Source organism: Puia dinghuensis (assembly GCF_014642875.1).
GTDB classification, from domain to species: Bacteria; Bacteroidota; Bacteroidia; order Chitinophagales; family Chitinophagaceae; genus Puia; species Puia dinghuensis.
In genome coordinates, this window is record NZ_BMJC01000003.1 from 135,578 (window position 1) to 158,157 (window position 22,580).

The 22,580-nt window shown below is 53.2% G+C and carries 18 protein-coding genes; 3 read left to right on the plus strand and 15 right to left on the minus strand.

Annotation, left to right across the window (positions count from 1 at the left end; genetic code table 11):
* Nucleotides 1-6 precede the first annotated feature (6 nt).
* Nucleotides 7-579, minus strand: a complete 573-nt coding sequence (locus IEY39_RS13830) for an HdeD family acid-resistance protein (RefSeq protein ID WP_188932503.1) — start codon at nt 577-579, stop codon at nt 7-9.
* Between the two features lie 183 nt (nt 580-762).
* Between IEY39_RS13830 and IEY39_RS13835 the strand changes: the two genes are divergently transcribed.
* Complete coding sequence (locus IEY39_RS13835; RefSeq protein WP_188932505.1) at nt 763-2,016, plus strand: MEDS domain-containing protein; 1,254 nt, start codon at nt 763-765, stop codon at nt 2,014-2,016.
* Between the two features lie 38 nt (nt 2,017-2,054).
* Here IEY39_RS13835 and IEY39_RS13840 read toward each other — a convergent pair whose 3' ends face one another.
* The 13 genes from IEY39_RS13840 to IEY39_RS13900 all read right to left on the minus strand — a co-directional run bounded on the left by IEY39_RS13840 (nt 2,055) and on the right by IEY39_RS13900 (nt 18,822).
* Nucleotides 2,055-3,173: an AhpC/TSA family protein gene (locus tag IEY39_RS13840; RefSeq protein WP_188932507.1), complete on the minus strand. Its 1,119-nt coding sequence runs from the start codon at nt 3,171-3,173 to the stop codon at nt 2,055-2,057.
* A gap of 13 nt (nt 3,174-3,186) precedes the next feature.
* Nucleotides 3,187-5,709 (minus strand): zinc-dependent metalloprotease, encoded by a 2,523-nt coding sequence (locus IEY39_RS13845; RefSeq protein WP_188932509.1) that lies wholly within the window; start codon nt 5,707-5,709, stop codon nt 3,187-3,189.
* 19 nt (nt 5,710-5,728) lie between these two features.
* Nucleotides 5,729-7,180: a RagB/SusD family nutrient uptake outer membrane protein gene (locus IEY39_RS13850; RefSeq protein ID WP_188932511.1), complete on the minus strand. Its 1,452-nt coding sequence runs from the start codon at nt 7,178-7,180 to the stop codon at nt 5,729-5,731.
* 30 nt (nt 7,181-7,210) lie between these two features.
* Complete coding sequence (locus IEY39_RS13855; RefSeq protein WP_188932514.1) at nt 7,211-10,561, minus strand: SusC/RagA family TonB-linked outer membrane protein; 3,351 nt, start codon at nt 10,559-10,561, stop codon at nt 7,211-7,213.
* Between the two features lie 200 nt (nt 10,562-10,761).
* Nucleotides 10,762-11,898, minus strand: coding sequence for a FecR family protein (locus IEY39_RS13860; RefSeq protein ID WP_188932516.1), 1,137 nt, complete (start codon nt 11,896-11,898; stop codon nt 10,762-10,764).
* Between the two features lie 92 nt (nt 11,899-11,990).
* Entirely contained in the window at nt 11,991-12,584 is a 594-nt protein-coding gene (locus tag IEY39_RS13865) for an RNA polymerase sigma factor (protein ID WP_188932518.1), read from the minus strand.
* A 109-nt stretch (nt 12,585-12,693) separates the two neighbouring features.
* Entirely contained in the window at nt 12,694-13,248 is a 555-nt protein-coding gene (locus IEY39_RS13870) for a YceI family protein (protein ID WP_188932520.1), read from the minus strand.
* 42 nt (nt 13,249-13,290) lie between these two features.
* A complete protein-coding gene (locus IEY39_RS13875; protein WP_188932522.1) occupies nt 13,291-14,025 on the minus strand; it encodes an SDR family oxidoreductase in 735 nt (244 codons plus the stop codon).
* Nucleotides 14,022-14,915 (minus strand): pirin family protein, encoded by an 894-nt coding sequence (locus IEY39_RS13880; RefSeq protein ID WP_188932524.1) that lies wholly within the window; start codon nt 14,913-14,915, stop codon nt 14,022-14,024. The genes IEY39_RS13875 and IEY39_RS13880 overlap by 4 nt, the downstream gene beginning before the upstream one ends.
* Nucleotides 14,916-14,992: 77 nt before the next feature.
* Nucleotides 14,993-15,571, minus strand: a complete 579-nt coding sequence (locus tag IEY39_RS13885; RefSeq protein WP_188933929.1) for a Crp/Fnr family transcriptional regulator — start codon at nt 15,569-15,571, stop codon at nt 14,993-14,995.
* 43 nt (nt 15,572-15,614) lie between these two features.
* Nucleotides 15,615-17,438 carry a sigma 54-interacting transcriptional regulator gene (locus IEY39_RS13890; protein WP_188932526.1) on the minus strand — a complete coding sequence of 608 codons (1,824 nt, stop codon included), beginning with the start codon at nt 17,436-17,438 and terminating at the stop codon, nt 15,615-15,617.
* 1 nt (nt 17,439) lies between these two features.
* Nucleotides 17,440-18,423, minus strand: a complete 984-nt coding sequence (locus tag IEY39_RS13895) for a sigma-54 interaction domain-containing protein (RefSeq protein ID WP_188932528.1) — start codon at nt 18,421-18,423, stop codon at nt 17,440-17,442.
* 30 nt (nt 18,424-18,453) lie between these two features.
* Nucleotides 18,454-18,822 carry a helix-turn-helix domain-containing protein gene (locus IEY39_RS13900; protein WP_188932530.1) on the minus strand — a complete coding sequence of 123 codons (369 nt, stop codon included), beginning with the start codon at nt 18,820-18,822 and terminating at the stop codon, nt 18,454-18,456.
* 222 nt (nt 18,823-19,044) lie between these two features.
* Here IEY39_RS13900 and IEY39_RS13905 point away from each other — a divergent pair, with 222 nt between their 5' ends.
* The gene (locus IEY39_RS13905) at nt 19,045-19,902 is read left to right on the plus strand and encodes an alpha/beta fold hydrolase (RefSeq protein WP_188932532.1); all 858 of its coding nucleotides are present in this window, start codon (nt 19,045-19,047) and stop codon (nt 19,900-19,902) included.
* Here IEY39_RS13905 and IEY39_RS13910 read toward each other — a convergent pair.
* Nucleotides 19,895-21,778 carry a sensor histidine kinase gene (locus IEY39_RS13910; RefSeq protein ID WP_188932534.1) on the minus strand — a complete coding sequence of 628 codons (1,884 nt, stop codon included), beginning with the start codon at nt 21,776-21,778 and terminating at the stop codon, nt 19,895-19,897. The genes IEY39_RS13905 and IEY39_RS13910 overlap by 8 nt on opposite strands.
* 192 nt (nt 21,779-21,970) lie before the next feature.
* Between IEY39_RS13910 and IEY39_RS13915 the strand changes: the two genes are divergently transcribed.
* A complete protein-coding gene (locus tag IEY39_RS13915; protein WP_229688904.1) occupies nt 21,971-22,546 on the plus strand; it encodes a hypothetical protein in 576 nt (191 codons plus the stop codon).
* The last annotated feature ends 34 nt before the right edge of the window (nt 22,547-22,580 follow it).

Genomic DNA, 22,580 nt, shown 5'->3' on the forward strand with positions numbered 1-22,580 from the left:
CAAGGCTTACGCAAGCATTTTTACCGCATTCTTAATACCCCGAAGTTTAAACGCCAGCACGATCGACAACAAACCCCCTGTCAAAAAGGCCAATCCCGACCAGGCAACGATACCGACGGCGGCCGCGGTGGGAAAATACAGGATGAGGCCTGACAAGATCAACAGGAGAATACCACCCGAAAATAGCCATCCCCAGCCGGATATCCCGAAGCTTTGGATATCCATCGAAGCGCCCATGATGTAGAACGAACGGAACATCAGCCAGAACCCCACAAAATAAGGAAGCGTCGCCATCGTGACAACGGGGAACATGAACAAATAGGCCCCCACAGCAACATCGATAATGCCGGAGGCCAGGGTCCAGCCCCAGCCGGGAAGGATGTCCTTGTTCCCGATGGCAAAAACGATCTGCGAGATGCCGATGCCCAGGATGGCGATGCTGAATAGCACACTCAAACTAACATAACCTTCCAATGGCCGCGACAGGACGGCGATGCCCGAAACGATGAAGAGGAGGCCGACGATGATGAACCACCACCAGTTGCGGATGGCCCCGATTGCGTTGGATGCGACAGTCATAATTACATTTTTTAAGGTTATAAATAGCTGTACCGTGTGGAAACAAAGGAAAGTTGTATTTCGAAGAATAGCCTTTGAAAATCACACAATAGTCTTTCACTTTCAAAGAATTCCCCCGCCATTTGTGCTTCTTCGGAAATTTTTAGTAATGACTCCCTGCTGTGGACGCCTACCTTTGCAAAGATGATGTCACACCTCAACGCAAGAAATAGTGGTATAGCGATCGTCGGCCCTACAGAATGGGGAACCCATATTTGCCAGTTTTATGAAACCAGGGAAGACCTGCTGCAGGTGCTGATCCCTTATTTCAAGGCCGGCCTCGACAATAACGAATATTGCCTCTGGATCACCTGTGACCCCATTACCGCAGAGGACGCTATCGCTGCCTTGAAAGAGTCTATTCCCGACATTCAACGCCGCCTGGACAAGAAAGATCTCGAAATTATACCTTACACGGATTGGTATACACCATCCGGCCGCTTCGATAGGGAAGCCGTGACAAGCGCCTGGATGGAGAAGCTTCGCGAGGCGCTGGATAATGGCTATGACGGCATGAGGGTCAACGGCAATGAGGCCTGGCTGAAAAGCGATGACTGGAACGATTTCATGCGATATGAAAGGGACCTCACCGCCATGTTGCAACACCTGCGGATGATCGTATTGTGCACCTATCCGCTTTCAGGCACAACCGCTGGCGCAGTGCTCGATATCGCCCATGCCCATGAATGCGTCATCGCCAGACGTAAGGGACGATGGGAGATGCTGGAGGGGCCCGAACGTTTGCAGGTAGTTCGCGAAGAAGAAAGGAAATCTATTGCAAGAGAGATGCATGATGAGCTGGGACAGTTGCTCACCGTATTGAAACTGGACATCAGCCGGTTGAAGAAAAGCCTGGACAAACCGGATGAAGCAACGGGCAAAAAGCTGCAAAGCCTGATGGATATCACAGACAGCATCGTCCGCTCCGTCCGGCGTCTTGCTTCCGATTTGCGTCCGGGCTTGTTGGACGTCTCCGGGCTGGGGGCGGCCATCGAATGGCATTTACAGGAATTTGAAGCACTGTCGGGCATCGCAACGCATTTCACCGGGTCGGGGTCGGAAGAGAACCTGCCCGAACATGTAAAGATCCATCTCTTCCGCATTGTACAGGAGTCCCTGACCAATGTAGCCCGCCATTCGAAAGCTACCGATGTCCGGGTCGACATGCAGTATTCCGAGAAGCAGCTGATACTGACGATAACCGACAACGGACACGGGTTTGACAAGGGAGTGATTGCCGGGAAGCGAACGCTGGGTATTCTGGGAATGAAAGAACGTACGACCATCATAGGGGGTGAATACCATCTCCGGACAAAGCCCGGACAGGGCACCGGAATATCCGTCAAAATACCATTGAGAACACAAGCCGAAAAGCCTCCGCCAGTCGGGCTTTATTGAAGCCCCGGCGGAGGCGACCAGAAGGAAACTAACACACACTATTCGAGAATCTCCTGCAATTTCTTTTCGAGCTCTTCCCCACGCAGATTCCGGGCGACGATGACGCCATTGGGATCTACCAGGAAGTTGGTCGGGATGGCTTCGACGTCGTATTTGAAAGCAACGGCATTGTTCCATCCTTGAAGATCGGATACATGGGTCCAGGGCATGCCGTCTTTACGAATAGCCTTGAGCCAATTTTCTTTTTTGGTGAAGCCGCCGTCCAGGGATACGCTGAGGACGGTGAAGCTCCGGTCTTTGTACTTGTTGAAAGCCGCTACCACATTGGGGTTTTCGGCGCGGCAGGGGCCGCACCAGCTGGCCCAGAAGTCGATGAGCACATACTTCCCCCTGAAATCCCGGAGGGACACGGTGTTGCCGGCGGTATCGGGCTGGGTGAAGTCCGGGGCCGGCTTGCCGATCGCTGTGAGTTGATTCGCGTCGATGCTGTGCTGGAGGCGTTTGGCCGGAGCATTGTTTTTCGCTTCGGGAGTCAGCCGGGCCAGCATAGCCGCTTTTTGATCCAGGGTCAACTTTTTCAATTCGGAGGTCAGCAAGTAGGCGCTGACGGGAGAATTAGGATGTTGAAGGATCCACTGACTGGTCATCGCCTTTTCAATGGAATCCCATTGCTGTAATTGCGGCGCAAGGGCCCTCCATCCTACTGAGTCATGCGCATTGTATAAGTCCATCATCTTCTTAGTCAATTCCTGGCGCGCGGCCTTCTCCGGGCTATTCCTGATATAATCCGTGTAAGCGTTGTAATCGGTGATGGCCTGTCCGCCGGTGACGACGGCATCGGCAAAGTTGGGGCCAGGCGCGTTGATCGTGACCGTGCCCTTATCGAGATAGAGGGTCTGTTGTATGTAGGGTTTAATTTCCCGCCCCAATTGGAGAATATACCCGTCCGCGTCGCCCTCCGCCACTTCAACAGTCATACTGAACCCGTCAGCGACACTCTTCACCGAGTCTGCCCCATGGCCACCCATGAGGCGAAAGCGGTATACCGTAACTCCAGCCGGCAAACCCTTGAGGGACGCGTTGATGGTCACCTTTTCCTGGGCTCGCGGGCTGAAAGCACTCAATAGTAAAGTCAAAACAAAAAGAGTCTGCTTCATAAAGATTGTTTTTTTAATTCCGGGGTTTCAGGGTCCCTTCCAGTCTGTCATATAGATCGGTCAGGTGTTCGTGCATCACCCCGGCGGGATATCGGGGCATCGCTTGTTTGATCGATGCGGCCAGCGCTTTGGCGGATGTTTTTATGCTGGTAAACCCGTCGCTCGTCGATTGCACCTCTCTTCTTACCGACGTGTCGGCGCCGAGCATTACCACGAGCTTGTTGACATAATATTTTTGGATCATGCGCCTGTGCGCATCTATCGGTTTTCCGTCGGCCAGCTCGGAGAAGAGACCGCTTTGCAGGTCGTGCAACATCCCGGTTACCGTATAAGCCTTGGACCCCAGGGCTTCCTCCTGCTGCAACAGCTGGTGGATACGGGAAGGCTCGATCAGTCCATCGATCACCGCGGTCTGAATTTTCGCCACATGGTCGAAATCCCCTACGCCGAGACTGTACAGTTTCTCATCGATGAGCCAGGTGGGGGTGGTGAACAGCTGGGTATTAAGGAAGGCCATCGCCCGTTGCTGCTTTTCCTTGCCGGGATAGGCGATCACCGGTCCTTGTTGATCGGGCAACTTGGGCGTGATCATTTCGCCGCCGATATTCTTCAGGACATGGCCCATATAGCGGGCATACTGGCCGACGAGCGCACTGTACATAGCCTCCAGCTTTCCATAATCGTCGTGCCTGTCCATGGTCCATTCCATCAAATGGGGTTCTATCCGCTTGAGGTTGCGAATGCCGTATTCGCTTGCCTTCATGGCGTCGTCGCCGAGGTCTTCACTCTGGTCGCGGGGGTCGGGGTTATTGGGATTCCCCATGGGATTGAAGGGATTTGTCTGTGCGCCATAGAAGTACTGGGGGCCACTGGCCAGTTGCCGGACGATCCAGGCATTCAATGTATCCTTTTCGGCTTCGGCGCTTATTGTCGCGGGCAGCCAGCGATAGCCCCAGTTGATCGTCCATTTATCGTAATCCCCGATATGTGGGAAGAGCCCATTCTCATCGATGCCGTCCTCGGGCTGGGCCACATAGTCGAAGCGGGCGTAATCCATAATGGAGGGTGTATGGCCGTGGGCGTCTACCCAGGCCTTACTCCGCAGGCTGTCCACCGCAACGGTAGAGGAGGCGCCGAAGTTGTGCTGCATGCCGAGCGTATGGCCCACCTCGTGAGAGGATACGAAGCGGATGAGCGTACCCATCAGGGAATCATCGAAGTGAGGATGCCGCGCCCGCGGGTCGACGGCGGCCGCCTGGATGAAATACCAGTTGTACAGCAGCTGCATCACATTGTGGAACCAGTTGATATGCGTCTCGAGTATCTCGCCGGTGCGGGGATCCTTGATGCTGGGGCCATTGGCATTCTCTATCGGTGAGGCATGATAAAGCAAAACGGAATGCCGGGCATCTTCCATCGACCAGGTAGAATCGCCCACCGGCGCCTCCTTACCGACGATGGCGTTCTTAAACCCGGCCTTTTCGAAGGCGGACTGCCAGTCATTGATACCCTGGATCAGATAGGGCACCCATTTTTTGGGTGTCTCCGGGTCGATATAGATGACGATGGGCTTGGCGGGTTCGACCAGTTCGCCACGAAGGTAGCGTTCCTGGTCTTCCGGCTTCGGTTCCATCCGCCACCTCCAGATATGGTTGCCCGGCCGTACTGCCTGGGGGTCTGCATCGAAGTCTATATAACTGTCGTAAAACAGACCGATGCGCAGATCGGCAGGCCGGCTCCGCATCGGGTTGGATGGCAGCAGGACGACGCTGCTGTTGAGCTCGTAGCTGTGGACGCCAGTCCCTGGCGCGCCATTGTACGTGCGCACCGTCTTGATCTCGATGTTCATGGGGAAGGCCTTGATGTTCTGGATGAAGCTCCGGTCGGCCGCCAGCCCTGCAAGGCCCAAAAAGGGCTTTAATTGAGCATTAAAGTAGAGCACCTCACTCTCCGAGTTGATGAAGTCGGTGAGGTCGATGACCACCGACTTGCCCGCCTCGTTCACGGCCTTGACAGGAAATGCCGCCTCGATCGGCTGGACATTATTGTCCTGTACGTTCTGGTGCAACCCGTTGGCCGAGCTGTCGTCGCTGTGTTCGATGTAGCTGACGCTTCTGAGAAAGACCTTGTCGTCGGTGAGCCGTTCGAACCGGATCACGCTTTGGTTGATGGCATCCCCTGCATAGCTTAATGCTCCGGCAAGGGCCTTGAGCAGATTATAATAGCCGGTCGGCCCTTTGACGATGCGGGTGACCACCAGTATGTCGCGGCCCAGCAGGGAGTCGGGAATCTCGGCCAGCCAGCGGTCGTCCACTTTGTGGATGAGGAAGAAGCCTTTCGATGTCTTGGCTGTCGCGGGCACTACCTCTTTGTAAGGTTTGATCTTCGATTTGGCGGTGTCTTTCTTGCCGGCGACCATCGCCTTGATGGCCGCGGTGTCGATGTTCTGGGCCCGGATCGTTGTTGACAGTGTAAGGAAAAAGAAGGCGGTGAGGGCCGCAATTGCGCCCCCTGCCTTTGGAATGTGCAGGTGCATGATTAAATGGATTATTTGGTTATTGGAATCCGGGGGTTTGGGTCAAATGGAGATCACTTTGTATGTCGGCGGCAGGTATCGGCCACCATGCCTTATAGCTGGCCCAGGAGCCGCCTTTCAGCGGTGCTATCACATTCATGACGGCATCCAGGTTACCCGTGCGGCGGAGGTCCCAAAAGCGATGGCCTTCCGTGAACAGTTCGACCCGCCGTTCGCGGAGGATGGCTGCGAGCAGATCGGATTGGGTGATGGCGGTGGTGGCGCTGAGGCCTGCCCTTGCCCTTACGGTGTTGAGGTCAGCAGAGGCGGCGGTGAGATTATTCTGCTGTGCGCGAGCTTCGGCACGGATGAGGTATTGTTCGGCAAGGCGGAAAAGGGCGATCATCTCCACCGGCGAGGTATAGGGTCCTCTCCCCTTGTACTTGGCTGGATAGTAATAGACAGCACTCGGCGACACGCTGTCTTTGCCCACCCAGTTGGACTTGCGGGCATCGCCCGGCTCGAAGGATGCCACCAGGGAATCGCTCATCGTAGCCAGCTTATAAGCCGCGGTCGGTGTGACTCCCGCCGGCAAATAGTAACCATTGGCATCCCCCACCTGGTAGTTGTTATAGTAGCCACTGGAGTTGTAGGGTTCGATGCCCCAGATGATCTCCGAGCTGTTGAGCAGGAAGGTCTTCGACAGGGCCGTCATCTGGAAGTCTGCTGCGTCGGCGATGAGGCTGTCGGTCATCGACTCGGCATCGGTCCAGTCCTGGGTATAGAGGTATACTCTTGCCAGCAGGGCCATGGCGGCAGACCTGCTGGGTCGGCCGCGATCGGTGGTGACGGCCCCGGCAGCATTGTGGTACTTGCTGTCGAGCAGGGACTGGGCCTGCTTCAGATCGGCCACGATCTGCTTGTAGACATTGGCTTGCGGGCTTCGGGCCAGCTGGTTGTTGGCCAGGTAGTCCGAGCCGAGCACGAGCGGCACATCCCCATAGGCATTGGTGAGGTAGAAATACATGAGCCCGCGGAGGAAATACGCCTCGCCCAGCCACTGGTTGGAGTAGTTGAGGTTGCTGTTCGGCGTCTTCAGGCCTTCGATGGCCAGGTTCACCGAATATAGTTGGCCATAGAAATTTGTCCAGTAATTGGTAACAGTATAGAGGGCGCTGGTCGCGCCATCGCCGTACAAGGCCAATTGGTTGGGGTAATTGAACCAGTTCTTCAACTCATCACCATACAGCCCGGTGACGCATCCCAGCCCGCCCCAGCCGTCGAAATCTCCCTGGCTGTATAATTGCGAATACACGGCGCTGAGGGCGCCCGCCGAAGTGGCGTCGCTTTGGAACACGGTACTGCCGGCTATGGTACCGACAGGCAACGGAACCTCAACGTATTTCTTACAGCCGGTCGTGGCGGCAAGCAGCAGCAAGAGCCAGCACCAGCGTGTTATGAATCTTTTTTTATATTGAAATAGTCCTGTCATAGTCATGCGTTTTAAAAATGTGCTGGAATGTTAGAACCCTACGTTTATACCTCCGGTATATACCCGAAGGGGCGGCATATGGCTGGACGTCATATTCTCCGGGTCCAGCCCCTTGTATTTCGATACCGTCAGCAGGTTCTGACCGGCCACGTACACCTGGAGCAAGGTGAGATGCATCTTTTGAACAACCCGCACCGGCAGCCGGTAACCCAGGCTGAGATTCTGCAGGCGGGCATACGTGGCGTCGCTGTAAGCCCCCGTGCTGTTGATAAAGTTGTTCTGGTCGATGAAGGCATTGATACTATTGCTTGCCTTCGCCACCTTAGCCACATCGCCCGGCTTCATCCACCGCTCGTTCGCAATGTCCGCCGGCACATTGGTATTGTACGCACCGAGCCCAAAGCTCTGGTAGGCTTCGTAACTGGGGCCCGTCCGCTTCGTGACAGAAACCAGGAAGTCCAGACTGAAATTCTTATAGCTGAAGGAATTGAGGATGCCTCCATACCATTTGGGCGCCCGGTCGATGAATGCCGTACGATCTGAAAAACTCAGCGGTGTGGGACTCAGGAACGTATACTCCCCTTTCACTCCTGCGGCATTATAGAAGTTGTACACCCCCGTGGCCGGATCGACCCCTGCAAACTTAACTACTCTGAGTCCGGTGATCGGCTTGCCGATGATAAAATTGTAGTTGTTGACGAGCGTGCCCAGGCCGGGAAAAGAAAGCAGCTTGGTGCGGGGTATCGTCGCGTTAATCTTGGTGGTCCAGGAGAAATTCTGGTTTTGGATAATCTTCCCGGTGACCGCGAATTCGGCGCCATAAGACCTTATCGTCGCCGACGTATTGGTAAAGTATGAGCTAAAGCCCGTGATGCTGGCGAGACCCTGGCTGGTGATCTGGTCTCCTACATTGTCGGAATAATAGGTCGCGTCGATGTTGATCCTGCCCTTGAAAAGGTCGATATTGACGCCGGCCTCGAAATTCCGGTTGGTTTCCCAGTGGAGATCGGCATTGGCCAGGTTCTGGGGAAACAGTCCAAGCCCGCCTTCATAGGCGTTGTTGCCATAACCGTAGGTACTGATATATTGATAGGGCTGGAGCGCGCTGCCGCCGACAAGGCCATAGCTGGCTTTCAGCTTGAAAAAGTCCACCACTTTCCGTAGGCCTTTGAACCAGGGCTCTTCGCTGAGGATCCAGGCGCCGGCAACGGAGCCGAAATTGCCGAACTGGTGGTTGGCGCCGAATACCGAGGACCCGTCCCGGCGGCCATTGAGCGCGAGGATGTATTTGTCGGCCCAGCGGAAATTGATCACGGTGAATGCGCCGATGTATTTCTGCGGCTTCACTCTGTATACCGAATAGCCATTGGCCGAAGGGGCGGATGTCGGGTCGAGCAGCAGCTCGTCGGACGCAAAGTTGGAGCCAACGACGGCCGTCTGCGTTTGCAGCTGGTCCTTGAGGCTTACCCCGGCGATGACGTCCAGGCGCGCCTTACCCCAGGTGTGCAAGAACTCCGCGCGCGGGTCGGCGCTGAGGGTCCGGTAGCGGTAGAAGTTGAGGACGCTGTGTGTCTGGGATGGCGTAAAGGTGGCGGGGTTGAACATGGAGGAGGGTTGACCCTGGAATTCCTTTGCCGAGAGCAGGCTAAAGCCGCCGGCAGCCGTGAAGCTGAGCCCCGGCAGCGGAGAATAGGTCAACGACGTATTGGCAAGGAAGTTGTCCGTTTGGTTGTTGTACAGGCCATTCAGCGCCGCCGCGGGGTTGGTCCCATTTTGCCAGTTGAGCTTGCCATTGGGCAGATAGGGAGAAGGGGCGTTGGGAGCCTGGGTCAGGCCGTATGGACCGGAGAAATCCACCGGCACGGTATTGTCCAGGTTGGTGGAATAGCTGCCAGACAGGGCCATTGTAATCTTTCTATCGTTGGTGGCCGTGTTGAGGCTGAAATTCATGCCACCCTGCCGTACGGAACCCTTGGCCCGTTCGATATTGCCGATAGAGCTGTAGTTGGCTCCCAGCAGGAAACTACTGTTGGCGGAGCCGCCCGAATAAGTGGCGTTGATCCTCGTGGTGGGGGCATGACCGCCCATGAAGAATTTTTTCCAGTCAGTAGACTTTGTCGTATCCCATGTCCCGTTGACATCGTAGTCATACGACTGAGGCTGCTTGCCATCGTTGGCAAAGGCATTGTGGCGCAAGGCCAGGTAGTCTTGCAGGTTCAGCAGCTTGGGGGAAACACCCAGGGTGGAGAACCCCTGGACGGCGTTGATCGTTACCGAAGGCTTGCCGGCTTTTGCCTTTTTTGTGGTGATCAGGAAGACACCGAAGGCCCCGCGAGACCCGTAGATGGAAGTGGCGTCCGCACCTTTGAGGATATTGACGGATTCGATAAGGGATGGGTCAACGTAGTTTAGCGCATTGCCATAGATCTCCGCATTCGGATACCCGTAGAAATTGGCCATCGGCAGGAAGCCGTTGGCCGGATATTCCACTCCATCCACGATGTACAGCGGCTGACCGCCATTGGCAAGGACGATCGGCGCATTCGATACCCCGCCCGACAAAGTGTTGAGGCTTCTCACTTGCACCTGGAACGAGCTGTTGGGCTTGCCCGATGTCTCCGTAATGAGCATCCCCGGCACCCGGCCCTGCAGGCTTTGCAGCACATTGGGCACGGGGTTGCGGGCGATCTCTTCGGAAGTGACAGTGGTGATATCCCCCGTGTTGAAGCGCATGGTCGTCTTCGAATAGGCCATTGTCTGGATGGCGTCCAGGGCGTCGGTGGCTTTTTTCATAGGCAGCCAGAGCACCTGTGGCTTGTCGGTGAGCTTTATTTCCCGGGTAACTTTTTCATAGCCGATGAAGGTAACTTCCAGGATATACGTTCCATCGGCGATGTTTATGATGCGGAATCCGCCGTTAGCATCCGTCGTCCCGGCCACGAATATCGTTTTCCCGGGTTGCCGCAGGATGATGCTGGCGCCTGCCAGTGGTTCGCCGGTGACTTCTACAACCCGGCCCTGAAGCTTGATCTTGCTGACATTCTCGCCCGGCCGGGCCGTATCGATGAGTTTTGGTGGCGGGGCCGTAGTCTTGGGTTTGATGATGATGAACCTGTCCTGGATGGAGTAAGTGAGCGGCTGGCCGGCAAGGACCTGATCCAGCACCTGTTGCAGGGAGGCGTTCTTTATGTCAACGGTGACGCTACCCGTTTGCTGGATGAGTTCGCGGGTGTAGACAAAACTATACCCCGTTTGTTTCTTCACCTCTTTGAAGACCCGCTCGAGCGAGGCATTCCGGAGGGAAATTGTCACCGCCTGGGCGTTGCTCCTGGCGCTGACCTCCAGGCAGGTGACAAAAAGGAAAATAGCAGTCAACTTCATAACCATCCACGTTTTGGTCAGCAATCCCCGCCTGCATGGCGGAGATATGCAGCAGTCAATAAATTGCATACTTTTGCAATGTTTGGGTTTAACAATAAGCAGTCCGACGATTGTACAATTGGCCAAACCCGAATTTTCCGCCGCTCCGGATCCGACCCGGGGCGGTTTTGTTTTGGGCGTTGAGGCGGCCAAATTCTTTTCTATTGCATAACGAATACTTTCTTTCCTTCGACGCGGAAGTGCACCTGGTCGGTCGCCTCCAGCAGTTGTAGTAATTGGGATAAGGGAACATTTCGCGGGATATCGGCGACGAAATGTTTGGTGATGTTGGCTTCATATATGACATCCACGTCGTACCAACGCTGCACCTGTTGCATGATAGCCGCGATGCTTGCATCTTTGAAAGCGAAGGAGCCGTTTTTCCAGGCCAGCACTGCTTCGATGTCCGGGTTATGGTCGATGGAGATGCCCGCATTGCTGTTCGCGATCACGGCCTGCTCCCCGGGCTCCAGCATACTGGCAGCCGCCCCCTTCTCTACCCTGACCTTTCCATCCACCAAGGTTGTTTTAAGGGCCGCCTCATCGCCATACCCGTTGACATCGAAACTCGTGCCCAATACCTCTACGTTCATATCACCCTCCTGCACGATAAAGGGCTTTTGCTGGTTTTTCATTACCTCGAAATAGGCTTCGCCGCTGATAGTCACTCTACGCTCTTTACCGGCGAATGCCGTGGGATAAGTGATGGAGGAAACGGCATTCAGCCAGACCTTTGTGCCGTCCGGCAAGGTCAGATGGTACTGATTTCCTTTCTGCGTGGTCAATGTATTGTAAAAGATCTCTGACTCTTTTCCGGCTTTGGCCTGATAGACGAGCTGACCGCTGTCGTTGAGGATGACAACGTTGCCCTGACTGCCGATGGTTTTTGGGGCGCTGGCATCGAGCACGACCGTTTTGCCGCCTGCCAGCGTGAGCACGGCCGCATTCCGACCCGGCCGCACGTCGTTGCGATAGCGTTGGGATAAGGATGCAATCGGTTGTGTCGTTTTCCGGGTGAAGAGTAACCAGGCGCCTGTTATTAATAGCAGGAGTACGGCCGCGGCGCCCAGGCTTCTTTTAGTGAGCCATAAGACCCGGGTACGTGGTTGCTCCGCAATTTGTTCAAGCAGCCGGCTTTCCATGGTGGCTTGTAGCTGCTCCCGCTCCCCTTCCGCCCAATTCCATTCTCCCGCATCGACCAGCTGTTGGTACCATTGTTCTATTAAGATGATCTCCTCATGACTCGCATCGCCCTCGAGATATCGTTGCAGCAGGGCTTTGGCGGTTGTTGCATCCATCAGATAAGTTTTTAGAATAGCTATTCCTATATATAGTCCGGTGAGCGAAGAGGAAGGGGTAAGAAAAAGATAATAATTTTTTTACGCAGGGTTCATGATAGCAAATAGAAAAGCAGGGCGGGAATGGAAGCTGGCGCCTTGCCCATTGCCGACCGGAGCAATTGCAGGGCATTCTGGATGTGTTTTTTCACCGTTTCCTCGGAAATGCCGAGCCGGGTAGCTATCTCCTTATGGGTCAACTGTTGCTGGCGGCTTAGCTGGTATACCTCCCGCATTTTGGGCGGCATATTCTCAATGACGGTTTGGATCAGTTGCTGTACTTCCTTCACCCGGAGCAGCACCTCGGGAGAAGCCGGTGCGCCGGTCTCTGCCGCCTTGCTGAGAGCCTGCAGGTAGTGCCGGCGAGTGATGTTCTTATCGATATAGTTGATCGCCTTGTATTTCACGCTGACTTGAAGATAGCCGGCCAGCGGTCCTGTCAGGTCCAGCGATCTGCGCCGGTTCCAGAGGGATGCAAAGACCTCCTGGATGATGTCTTCCGCGTCCTCTTTGTTCCCGATAACCCGGACGGTGGTGACAAAAAGGGATTCCCAATGCCGCCGGTAGAGGGTAGTAAAGGCCGACTGATCATCACCGGCCATCCTGCGCAAAAGGTCTCCATCGTTGTCCAAAACCGTCTCTTTCAATAAATTCTACATTTGGGCTAAAAATAATAAAAATTGCCTTCACATAGTAGTACCAAAACAATATGGCGGGCCGCTTGTGCGGCCCGCCATCCCAACCATGTCAATATATCTACGCCTGTCTCGCCAATTCTACCTCGATATCGAAAGCAACTTCATCGCCTATCACCACCCCGCCGGTTTCCAGCGCGGCATTATAAGTAAGACCCCAATCTTTCCGGTTGATCTTCCCCTGGATACTGATGCCTGCTTTTTCATTTCCCCAGGGATCCTTGGCAACTCCGCCAAACTCTACATCCAGTTCCACCGGCCTGGTAACACCTTTTATAGTAAGATCGCCATACAGGATATAGTCATTCCCCCGGCCAGCTTTCTCCACCTTTTTACCCGTGAATTTTATCTCCGAAAAATTCGCGACATCGAAAAAGTCGGGGCTTTTCAGATGCTCGTCCCTCTTGCTGTCATTGGTATTGATAGAGGCGGGATTGATAAAAAGGTCGACCTCGGCCGTCGTAAAATCAGTACCATCGGTGGAAATGCGAGCTTCATATTCCCCGAAAATACCCCGTACATTGGTAAACATGAGGTGTTTTACCTTAAAGCCGATCTGGCTGTGCATCGGGTCAATGTTCCATTTTGTGATCGTAGATACTTCTTGCGTTAACATAAAATTTGTTTTTTAAAGTGAGTAATGATTTGTTCGTTTAAACTACCAGGGTATTCGCCCTTTGCTACCAAAAAATTGTCCGCTCGGTCCCTCCTGGGAAAGGGTAGCAAATTTCACGACTATCCGTGCGGCTTCTTCGGGCGTCTGGTGGCCGGAATGGTCCGTCAGATCGGTGGCAGTAAACCCGGGCGTAACACTATTGACCTTGAATTCCGTATGCTGCAGCTCTTTTGCCAGCATAAGGGTAAATGAATTGAGGGCGGTCTTTGAAGCGCTGTAGGCCATCAGCTCTGTCGCATAAAAAGAGGAAGTATCCCGCTCCTGAAACCATAGGGAGCTCAATTCGCTCGATACATTGACGATGCGCGGAGCTTCCGATCTGCGCATCAGTAGCAGGAATGCGCGGGTCACCTCGATAGCGCCGAAGAAATTAGTATCAAATACTTCTTTAAGGATAGCGACATCGCCCGAACTGGCCTTTTGGGGACGACGCCCCCCAATAGCTGCGTTGTTGACCAATACATCCAGATGGTCTTCCTTACCTGCAAGCCATGCCGCTGCCTTCCATACCGAAACAGGGTCGGCTACGTCAATCGAAAGCAGGGAAACTTTAGAAAATCCCTTTGCTTTAAGGGTATTGATAGCAGCCTGTCCTTTGACCTTGTCTCTGGCGCCGAGATACACATAATAACCAAGCCGGAGCAATTCTTCAGCTACCGAGAAACCTATCCCTTTATTGGCGCCCGTTATCAGGGCGGTCAATCGTTTTTCTTTCATAACTGATTTTGAAATGGTTTATCAATCTTCAACTCACCATACCGGCCCGCAAAAAAGTCAGCATATGCCTGGGCGATGTCCTTTCGGCTATTCATTACGAAAGGCCCCGCTGCAACGATAGGTTCCAGGCACTCGTTGCCACCGAAGATAAACGCATCAGAGCTAACGATGCCAGGATTATAGAGGTGGATCGTTGGTTCATTATTGATGAATGCAAGCAGATGGCTCCTACCTGTTACCCGGCCGTTGACATGAACTTCGTCTGCAGGAATAAGCACTGCATATTCAATATCCCGTTTTGGAGTATAAGCGAATGCGGATTTTGGATTCAGCCGCAAATGGTAGATAAATTCACCCGAAAATGTTTTGACGGGGGATTGACACACCCCGCAGCTGCCCAATACAACCCTCAGCACCCCAGCGTTGTCCGGCAGCTCTAATTCCGGGAAGTCATAGGAGAACAGCGCCTTGAATTCCGGCTCTTCCAGCTTGTTCACTGCAGGGAGATTGATCCAGAACTGCAATGCATGAAAGATCCCACCCTTACGTTGGAAATCGGGGCTAAGCCGCTCATCATGGATGATACCATTTCCGGCCTTCATCCAAAGAGCGCCGCCACTGTCTGCCGTGCAATGATGACCCCGGCTGTCAACATGTTGTAACGAACCACTGAGTAAATAGCTGAAAGTAACGATCCCGCGATGGGGATGGGCATGCTGTCCACGATAGGGTTTTGGCTCCTGGCCTTGCTGAACGATGGGATACACATGGTCCATGGATACAAAAGGACCGACATTTATGATCTGGTCGTTTGGCAGTAGCCGGTTTACGAGCCAATCCGCCACTTTTTCATTCCGGCCACCCGAACTTATTTTATTCGCCCTATTCATAACAACTCTTTATGCAAAGTTGTCATGAAAAGGCAGCCCGGATAATGACATAAGTTAAAAAATCAACTTGACAAATGTCAAGTCATCTTCCTGCGCATCCTGCTGAGGGTCTCCGGTGAGATTCCAAGATAGGACGCTATCATACTCTGGGGGAAACGCTGCAGAAACTGAGGATAGGTATTGACCAGGTCGTCATACCTTTCCTCAGCGGTCATACTGATAGCGGCATGAATTCTCTTCTGCGTGGCAACGGACAATTGTCTGTCCATCGCTTTAACGGTAAGGTCGAATGCTCTTACCTCATCCCTGAGTTCGTGTGCGTGTACGGTCGTTATGACGAGGAGGTCTGTATCCTCCAACACTTCTATATGATAGCGGGAGGGTGTGAGCAAATTAAAGCTTTCGTGGTCCCCCAGCCACCAGGATTCCAGTCCAAACCGGACAATATGTTCATGCCCCTTGTCGTCGATAGAGAACATTCTCGCAGCACCCTTGACAATAAAGGCTATCTTTTTACAAACATCCCCTTCCTGAAGGAAGTACTGTCTTTTTAGTAGCCTCTTAGGGATGAACTTTGATTCTATGATTGACCGTTCATCATCTGTGAGCCGCAGGCCCGACCGGGTCTCTATATATTGGAACAGCGCTTCATACATGGTGATAAGGATGTTTGCGGCCAAATTTACAAATAAACACGTCTCATTTCATGATGAATTTCCACCTGATGCCCAGCTTCCGCATCCGGGTGGAAAGAGTATTCGGGTTGATGCCCAACAATTCGGCGGCGCCGCCCTTTCCGGATACTTTACCATTGCATTTTCTCAGCGCTTCAATAATGGCCTCCTTCCCGTTCGGGGGAGAAGATACCCCTCCTTCCGGTGGCAAAGGGGAACGCCCCGGTAAAAAGTTTTCGGGCAATTCGATCTGTTCGATAAGGTCTGAAGGGGTAGACAGGACATGCCGCTCGAGCAAGTGCTGCAATTCGCGGATATTACCTGGCCAGGAATAGTCCATCAGCTGTTGAAGCGCCGTCGCCGACAGGGCTTTTGCCGCCTTCCCTGTCGCAAGCGCGAACGCCTGTAAAAAATGTTCGGCCAGCAATGGAATGTCCTCTTTTCTTTCCCGTAACGCGGGCACCACGATGGGGAAGACATGGATCCGATAATACAGATCCATCCGGAAGCGCCCCTTTGCGACCTCATCATACAGGTCGCGGTTAGTAGCTGCGATGACCCGTACATCCAGCTTCACCGGGTTCGCACCTCCTACCCGTTCGATCTCCTTCTCCTGTAAAACCCGGAGTAGTTTACCTTGCACGGACAGCGGCAGCTCGCCTATCTCATCGAGAAACACCGTCCCGCCCTGAGCCTGCTCAAATTTCCCGATGCGCCGGTCGGTAGCATCGGTAAAAGCCCCCCGCTCGTGACCAAATAATTCGGATTCGACAAGGAGGGCAGGTATGGCGGCACAGTTGATCTTTATCAGCGGCTTGTCCTTTCGATCCGAAAGCCGGTGGACGGCAGCGGCTACCCCTTCTTTTCCAACTCCCGTCTCGCCGGAAATAAGGACGGTGCTCGAGACAGGCGCCACCTGCCTGACAAGGTCGAGAACGCGAAGCAGCTTTGAGCTCCGCCCGACGATGCCCTGCGCCCGGATATTGTGGTCCTGGATCCCTTCTTCCAGTTTCGTCAGCAAAGGCATGGTCTCCCTGGCGTGCCGGCGGATATCCCCAATGACGGTTTCCAGCACCCCTTGAATGGAGCGAAGCAGGTCAGCGTGTTCGGCGTTAAATCCTTCCGGCGCCTTACTCAAAAAAATAAGTCTCGAGAGGGAAAGTGAGGATTGAATGGAATAGCGTTTTCGCAGGATGTCCATAAGAGCGGCTGCATCGATAAGGCCAGGCTGAGTCTTCTTCATCAGTGCCGGCACATCTACGCGCTTGTATTCTTCAAGATCGATGCGCTGAAAACAATGGAAAGAGTCGCCGCCAACATCTATGCCAGTCCTATCGATCACTATAAGGTCGAAAGGAATGAATTGCTGTAAGCCTTTTACCAATAGCAGCAATTTCTGATCCCTGGTGACTACTTCCTTTATAACGCTGCTGAGCAGGGTGGCCAGCCAACGCTCCTGCCGGGCAAGATGTTCCCGGGCCTGTCGATGCCGGTAGGCCGCGATATCGAGGGCAATAAGAATGTCCTTTTCCCGGAAGGGCTTTACCAGGAATCCGTATGGGTTGGTCGCTTTGGCCGCTTCCAGGGTCGATGGGTTCGAGTTGGCGGAAAGGTAGATAAATGGGATACCCTGCTTTGCCAGCGCGCCGGCAAGATGGATGCCTGTGAGATGTCCTTTCAGGAAGATATCCAGCATCACCATGTCCGGCCGCTCCTTTTTAAGGGCATTGAAAGCCTGCTCGACGGATTTCGCGATAGCCGTGACGGAATGCCCGGCCTTCACGAGGATGTTGCTCAGATGGTCCGCCTCGATAAAAACATCTTCTACTATGAGTATTTTTAATGGCATATCACGAATTCCCATTAATGCCTCTTTTGATACCCAGCCGTTTTATCTTTGACGAAAGCGTCGTAGGGGCAATTCGGAGCTTTTCCGCCGCGCCACCCTCACCGGATATCTTTCCATCACAAAGCTTCAGCACAGCAAGGATGTGTTCCCGCTCTACTTCCTCGATCGTTTTTATTCGCCGGCCAGCCACGCTGATATCGGACGCCACAGGTTTGGGAAGCTGGAGGTACAGTTTATCGACAACCGCACCGAAAGTAAGCAGCACACTTCGCTCGATAAGATGCTCGAGTTCGCGGACATTGCCGGGCCAGTCATAAGCCATCAATTGCCTCATCACCCGTGGCGAAATACTCGTTGGCGATTGACTACCCTTCCTGGCATGTTTCACCAAAAAGTGCGCCGCCAGGCCGGGGATATCTTCTTTTCGGTCGCGCAAAGGCGGAATCTGAATGGGAAATACATGCAACCGATAGAACAGATCACTGCGAAAATTGCCGGCGATGACCTCTTTTTGTAAATCCCGGTTTGTAGCAGCAATGATCCGCACGTCTGTCTTGATCACCGTACGACCCCCGATGCGCTCGATCTCCCTTTCCTGCAGTACCCGCAGCAGCCTTGATTGTAATTGCAGGGGCAATTCACCGATCTCATCGAGAAAGAGTGTGCTTTTATGGGCTAATTCGAATTTCCCTATCCGCCGCTCGGTAGCACCGGTGAAGCTGCCCTTTTCATGCCCGAAAAGCTCGCTTTCGATGAGGTTGGCAGGAATAGCGGCGCAATTCACTTTTATCATCATTCTGTCGTTTCGCTGAGACAACCGGTGAATCGCCCTGGCAACAAGCTCCTTACCCGTCCCGGTCTCTCCGCTGATGAGTGCGGTGCTCGGGGATTCGGCAACCTGGGAGACCATGGTGAAAACCTTTCGCATCGCTTCTCCCGGGCTTACTATTTCCTCACTATGACAGCAGATCTCTGGTGAAGTCATACCGAAATTTAGGTATTTTATGATAATTCCTCAATTCGTTGCGGGTTCCTCACGATATATCGTTGCCCGGTAATACCGCCTATATTCATTCGGCGTCTGTTGGGTATGCTTCCGAAAGAACGTATGGAAATGTGCCGGCTCCCTGAAAGCAAGCCGGTATGCGATCTCCTTCGCAGACAAGGCTGTTTGACTCAAAAGGGATTTTGCTTCGTCAATTACTTGCTGATGGATATGCCTTATCGCAGGCTTGCCCGTGCTCTTCTTTACTACTGCGTTGAGGTAATTCGGATGCACGAGCAATAATCCGGCATAGTATTGAACCGATCGGGCATCATCCGCCACTTCCGGTGATGTCAGATGTTGCTTTATTGCGGTTTTGAAGCGTTCGACAAGCGTCATCTGAGTGCGTCATTTTATATCTTCTCATCCGAATTGCATACCAATCTCTAATCTGCTATTTATCACTCTATTACAGTCAACTTCCAACACCTTCGCTTACGATAGGTCGTCAATTCGTTGCCGGCCGACGACAACCCGCCACCTTTGAATTTTGCATCGATGGCATTGATTTTTGCAATCGCCGGGGATTCGCGGTTGCGACCTTTGACAAAACAATTCCCCATGTTGCTTCAGACAAACAGCACGGCCACGCGTTACGCAGCCGCCGCAACCGAATACGTTGCCGTAGACGGAATATCATATGCCCACCGGCGGGTTGGTAAGTCCACGGATCTCCCACTCATTTGTTTACAACATTTCACCGGAACATTAGATAATTGGGACCCGCAGGTGATCGATGGGCTGGCCCGGGAAAGGCAGGTGATCACCATCGACAACGCCGGCATCGGCAATTCGGGTGGGGAAACACCGGACAATGTGCAGGATATGGCAAAAACGGCTGTCAGCATCATCACCGCCCTGGGCATAACCAAATGCGATCTGCTTGGCTTTTCTTTGGGGGGATTCATCGCCCAAACTATCGCAATCACCCATCCGCAACTATTCCGGAAGATACTCCTGATAGGAACCGCGCCGCAGGGAACCCTGGCCTTACATAGTTTTCCTGAATTAGTAGGCCGGGCATTCTCCAAGCCCCCGGCCGAGGGCTACCTATATCTCTTCGCTACATCCTCCGAAAAAAGCAGGGAAAAGATCAAGGCTGCGCAGGCCCGTTTCATGGAACGAGAGAACGATAGGGACAAACAGACATCAATGCCCGCTATCCAGGCGCAGATAAAAGCCCTTACCCGCTGGGGCACGGACCCTGTGACGCTGAACCTCGGCTCCATAACCCATCCCGTACTGATCGTTCAGGGGAGCAGTGATGAGATGATGAATAGCGCATCTTCCGTCGAGCTGTTCAAGCAGATCCCTAATGCGATATTGACTTTTTATCCGGATTCGTCTCACGGCTCTTTTTTCCAGTATCCGGAAATGTTTGTCGATGAGGCGAATTCGTTTCTGGATAAGTTTATGTAAGCGGTGGAAATGCAGTCGCCTGGAAGCTGAAAAAATATTCGACGCCGCCATTGTTCACTATGGTCAGCGTCGCCTCCAGGTCTTCTGCCAGCCCCTGGATAAGTCGAAAGCCGAAGGAATTTCCAGCGTGGACATCCAACCCCGGAGGGAGTCCCTGGCCGTTATCGGCTGCAAAAAGCTCGATTTTTTGATCCTGCATCTTTCTTAACCAGACCCGGATGCGGGGATCAGGGATATCGTAAAAGGCGTACTTGATGGAATTGGTGATCACTTCATTGAGGATAAGCCCGATAGGTATGGCCTGGTTGACGTCGAGGCTCACCTTTTCGATCTGGATATCGAAGATAATGCGCTGATCGGGCCGAACCATATCCCGAAGATAGTCGATGAGGTCGGTGATATAATCCTGCATGTCGATGGTAGAGACGGCCACGTTGCTGTACAATTTTTGATGGATAAGGGCCATGGCCTGGACACGGGACTGGCTTTCCGCAACGGCATCGACAGCTTTTGGATCGGTGAGAAAAACGGATTGGGATTGAAGAAGGCTGGTCACCATCTGGAGATTATTCTTCACCCGATGATGCACCTCACGAAGAAGCCACTCGTTCTCATGCAGCAGCTTTTCGAGGGTAGTGTTCTTATCGAGTATCTCCTGCTTTTGCCCTTCCAGCCGCGCTGCGAGCCTTTGCTTTATCCGGTAGCGGTTAAAGATCAGGATGGAAAAAGCCAGGAGTAGCAGGATCCCGCCGATCATCGTATTTCGAGCGAAACGGGATCGCTGCGCCTGCTCCTGTTGCAACCGGTTCTCTTTTTGCAGAAGCAGCAGGTCTTTGTCCTTTTTTTCGGTTTCGTATTTTGTGTTTATCTCCGTAAAGTGTACGGTCTTTGCAATCCCGTAGAGAGAGTCGCTGTACACCTTATAAAGCTGAAAATAATATAGTGACGAATCGAATCTTTCCATTCCGGAATCGATGCGGGCGCGGTCGAAGGCCCATCGCCGGAGGTCGATCAGGTAATTCGGAACACTACGATCAAAATGTATCCTGTTGAGGTACCATTCGGCCTTTTTGAACTCCCTGTGCAAAATATATGCTTCCGAGAGACCGGCATAGAACAATACCATGGCGTGATGGGTAAATATATCCGAATGATGGCTGTAGAAGCTCTCAGCCAGCGTAACACAACTCAGACCGGACTGCTCTGCAAGATCCGGTTTCTTCAGGGCCGTATAAGCCAGGCAAAGAATGTAGTCTGCATGGACCTTTGCGATGGTGTCAGCCTTCGTCTCCCCTTTATAGAATGGAGAAAGAATGGTTACGGCCCTGGCAGGGCTGTCGTTCCCCACCAGATCGAGGCCATATGCGCTGGCGGCCAGTATGGGTGGCAAACTATTTGACCTGCTTCGACTCAGATCGAAAGCCTTTTTCGTGTATACGAGGCTTCGTTCGTTCATGCCCGCATCCCGGTAGGCTTCCGCCATGCGGATATTGAAATAGGTGAGGTCGCCGATGTCGGTTTGCACCGAGTCCGTCGTTTTGATCATCCTTATGGCATAAAAGATCTCGCCCGCGATATCGCCCTGAGCTTTGCAGACGGCCCGAAGCAGGTCGTAGGTGTAATAAAGCTGTGGAAACCGGATGGATTGGTAGGTGTTGAGTACCTCCAGCAATTCCTTCTTTGCGATCGCCAGGTCGTTCTCGCCCAGGTGAAGGTCGGCGATCGTCTTAAGGGTATTGGTCGCGCTCAGGGTATCATGCAACTCCAGATATATCTGGCGGGCACGGGAGTAGGCTTTGATCTTCGCGTTTAGTGCAGGCTTCCGGGAATTTGTTACTTCCGCCCGCTGCATCCATGTTTTTGCTTCTTTTTGCAATGCAGCCGTTTTAAGGCTGTCGGTTCTTTTATCACGTTGTCCACACAATGTTTCACCCAGCCCAAGGATGGACAGGGCAAACAGCAAAATACTCCGGGTCATCACGCACATAGCCCCTGAAGGTAGGAAGATTTCTCCGGGTTCTTTGATATTTGCAACCAATATGAGGTTGCAAAATCCTAATTTTCACGTATGAATATCGATAAAATAAAACAACAACTGGTCAAGGGCGATTGGGTGAGCATCGCGCCGGAGATAAGGCCCAGCACCGTGAAGACCGCCACCGGCGATATAAAGCCTCTTTATTGTTCAAGGCGATTCAGCTATTTTCAAGCGGATACTTTCCGGCTGATCTTTATCAACTACGCGGACCCATTCGGTAAGGCTCCGGTGGTAGAAATGCGAATTGAAGGTCATGTGCATTATGGCGCCGAACACCCGATCGCGCCGGGGGCATACGAGGCGGATTATGTGGCTGACATTTCTTTCGACATAACGATCCTTAACCCCGCGTTTGTAGCGGCCCTGAATGCAGGTGCACCGTCCGGCGGTATCTCCCCCTGGGAGTTGAATGTACCCCAAAGCGTATTGAGTAAATCAGTGCCGGCATTCGGGCTGAAAGCCGGGGAATATTTTACCGAGTACGACCTCATTTATCTCCATGAAAACCTGTTGTTCAACGGCAGCAGGAATATAGATGGCCGGCCTTTCGACAAACCAGCCAACAGGCCGACCAATCTACAGATCCCGCTTATTCTTTTGGCCTGAGCACCAGCCGGCCGGCCTGAGCAGCAGCCGGCGG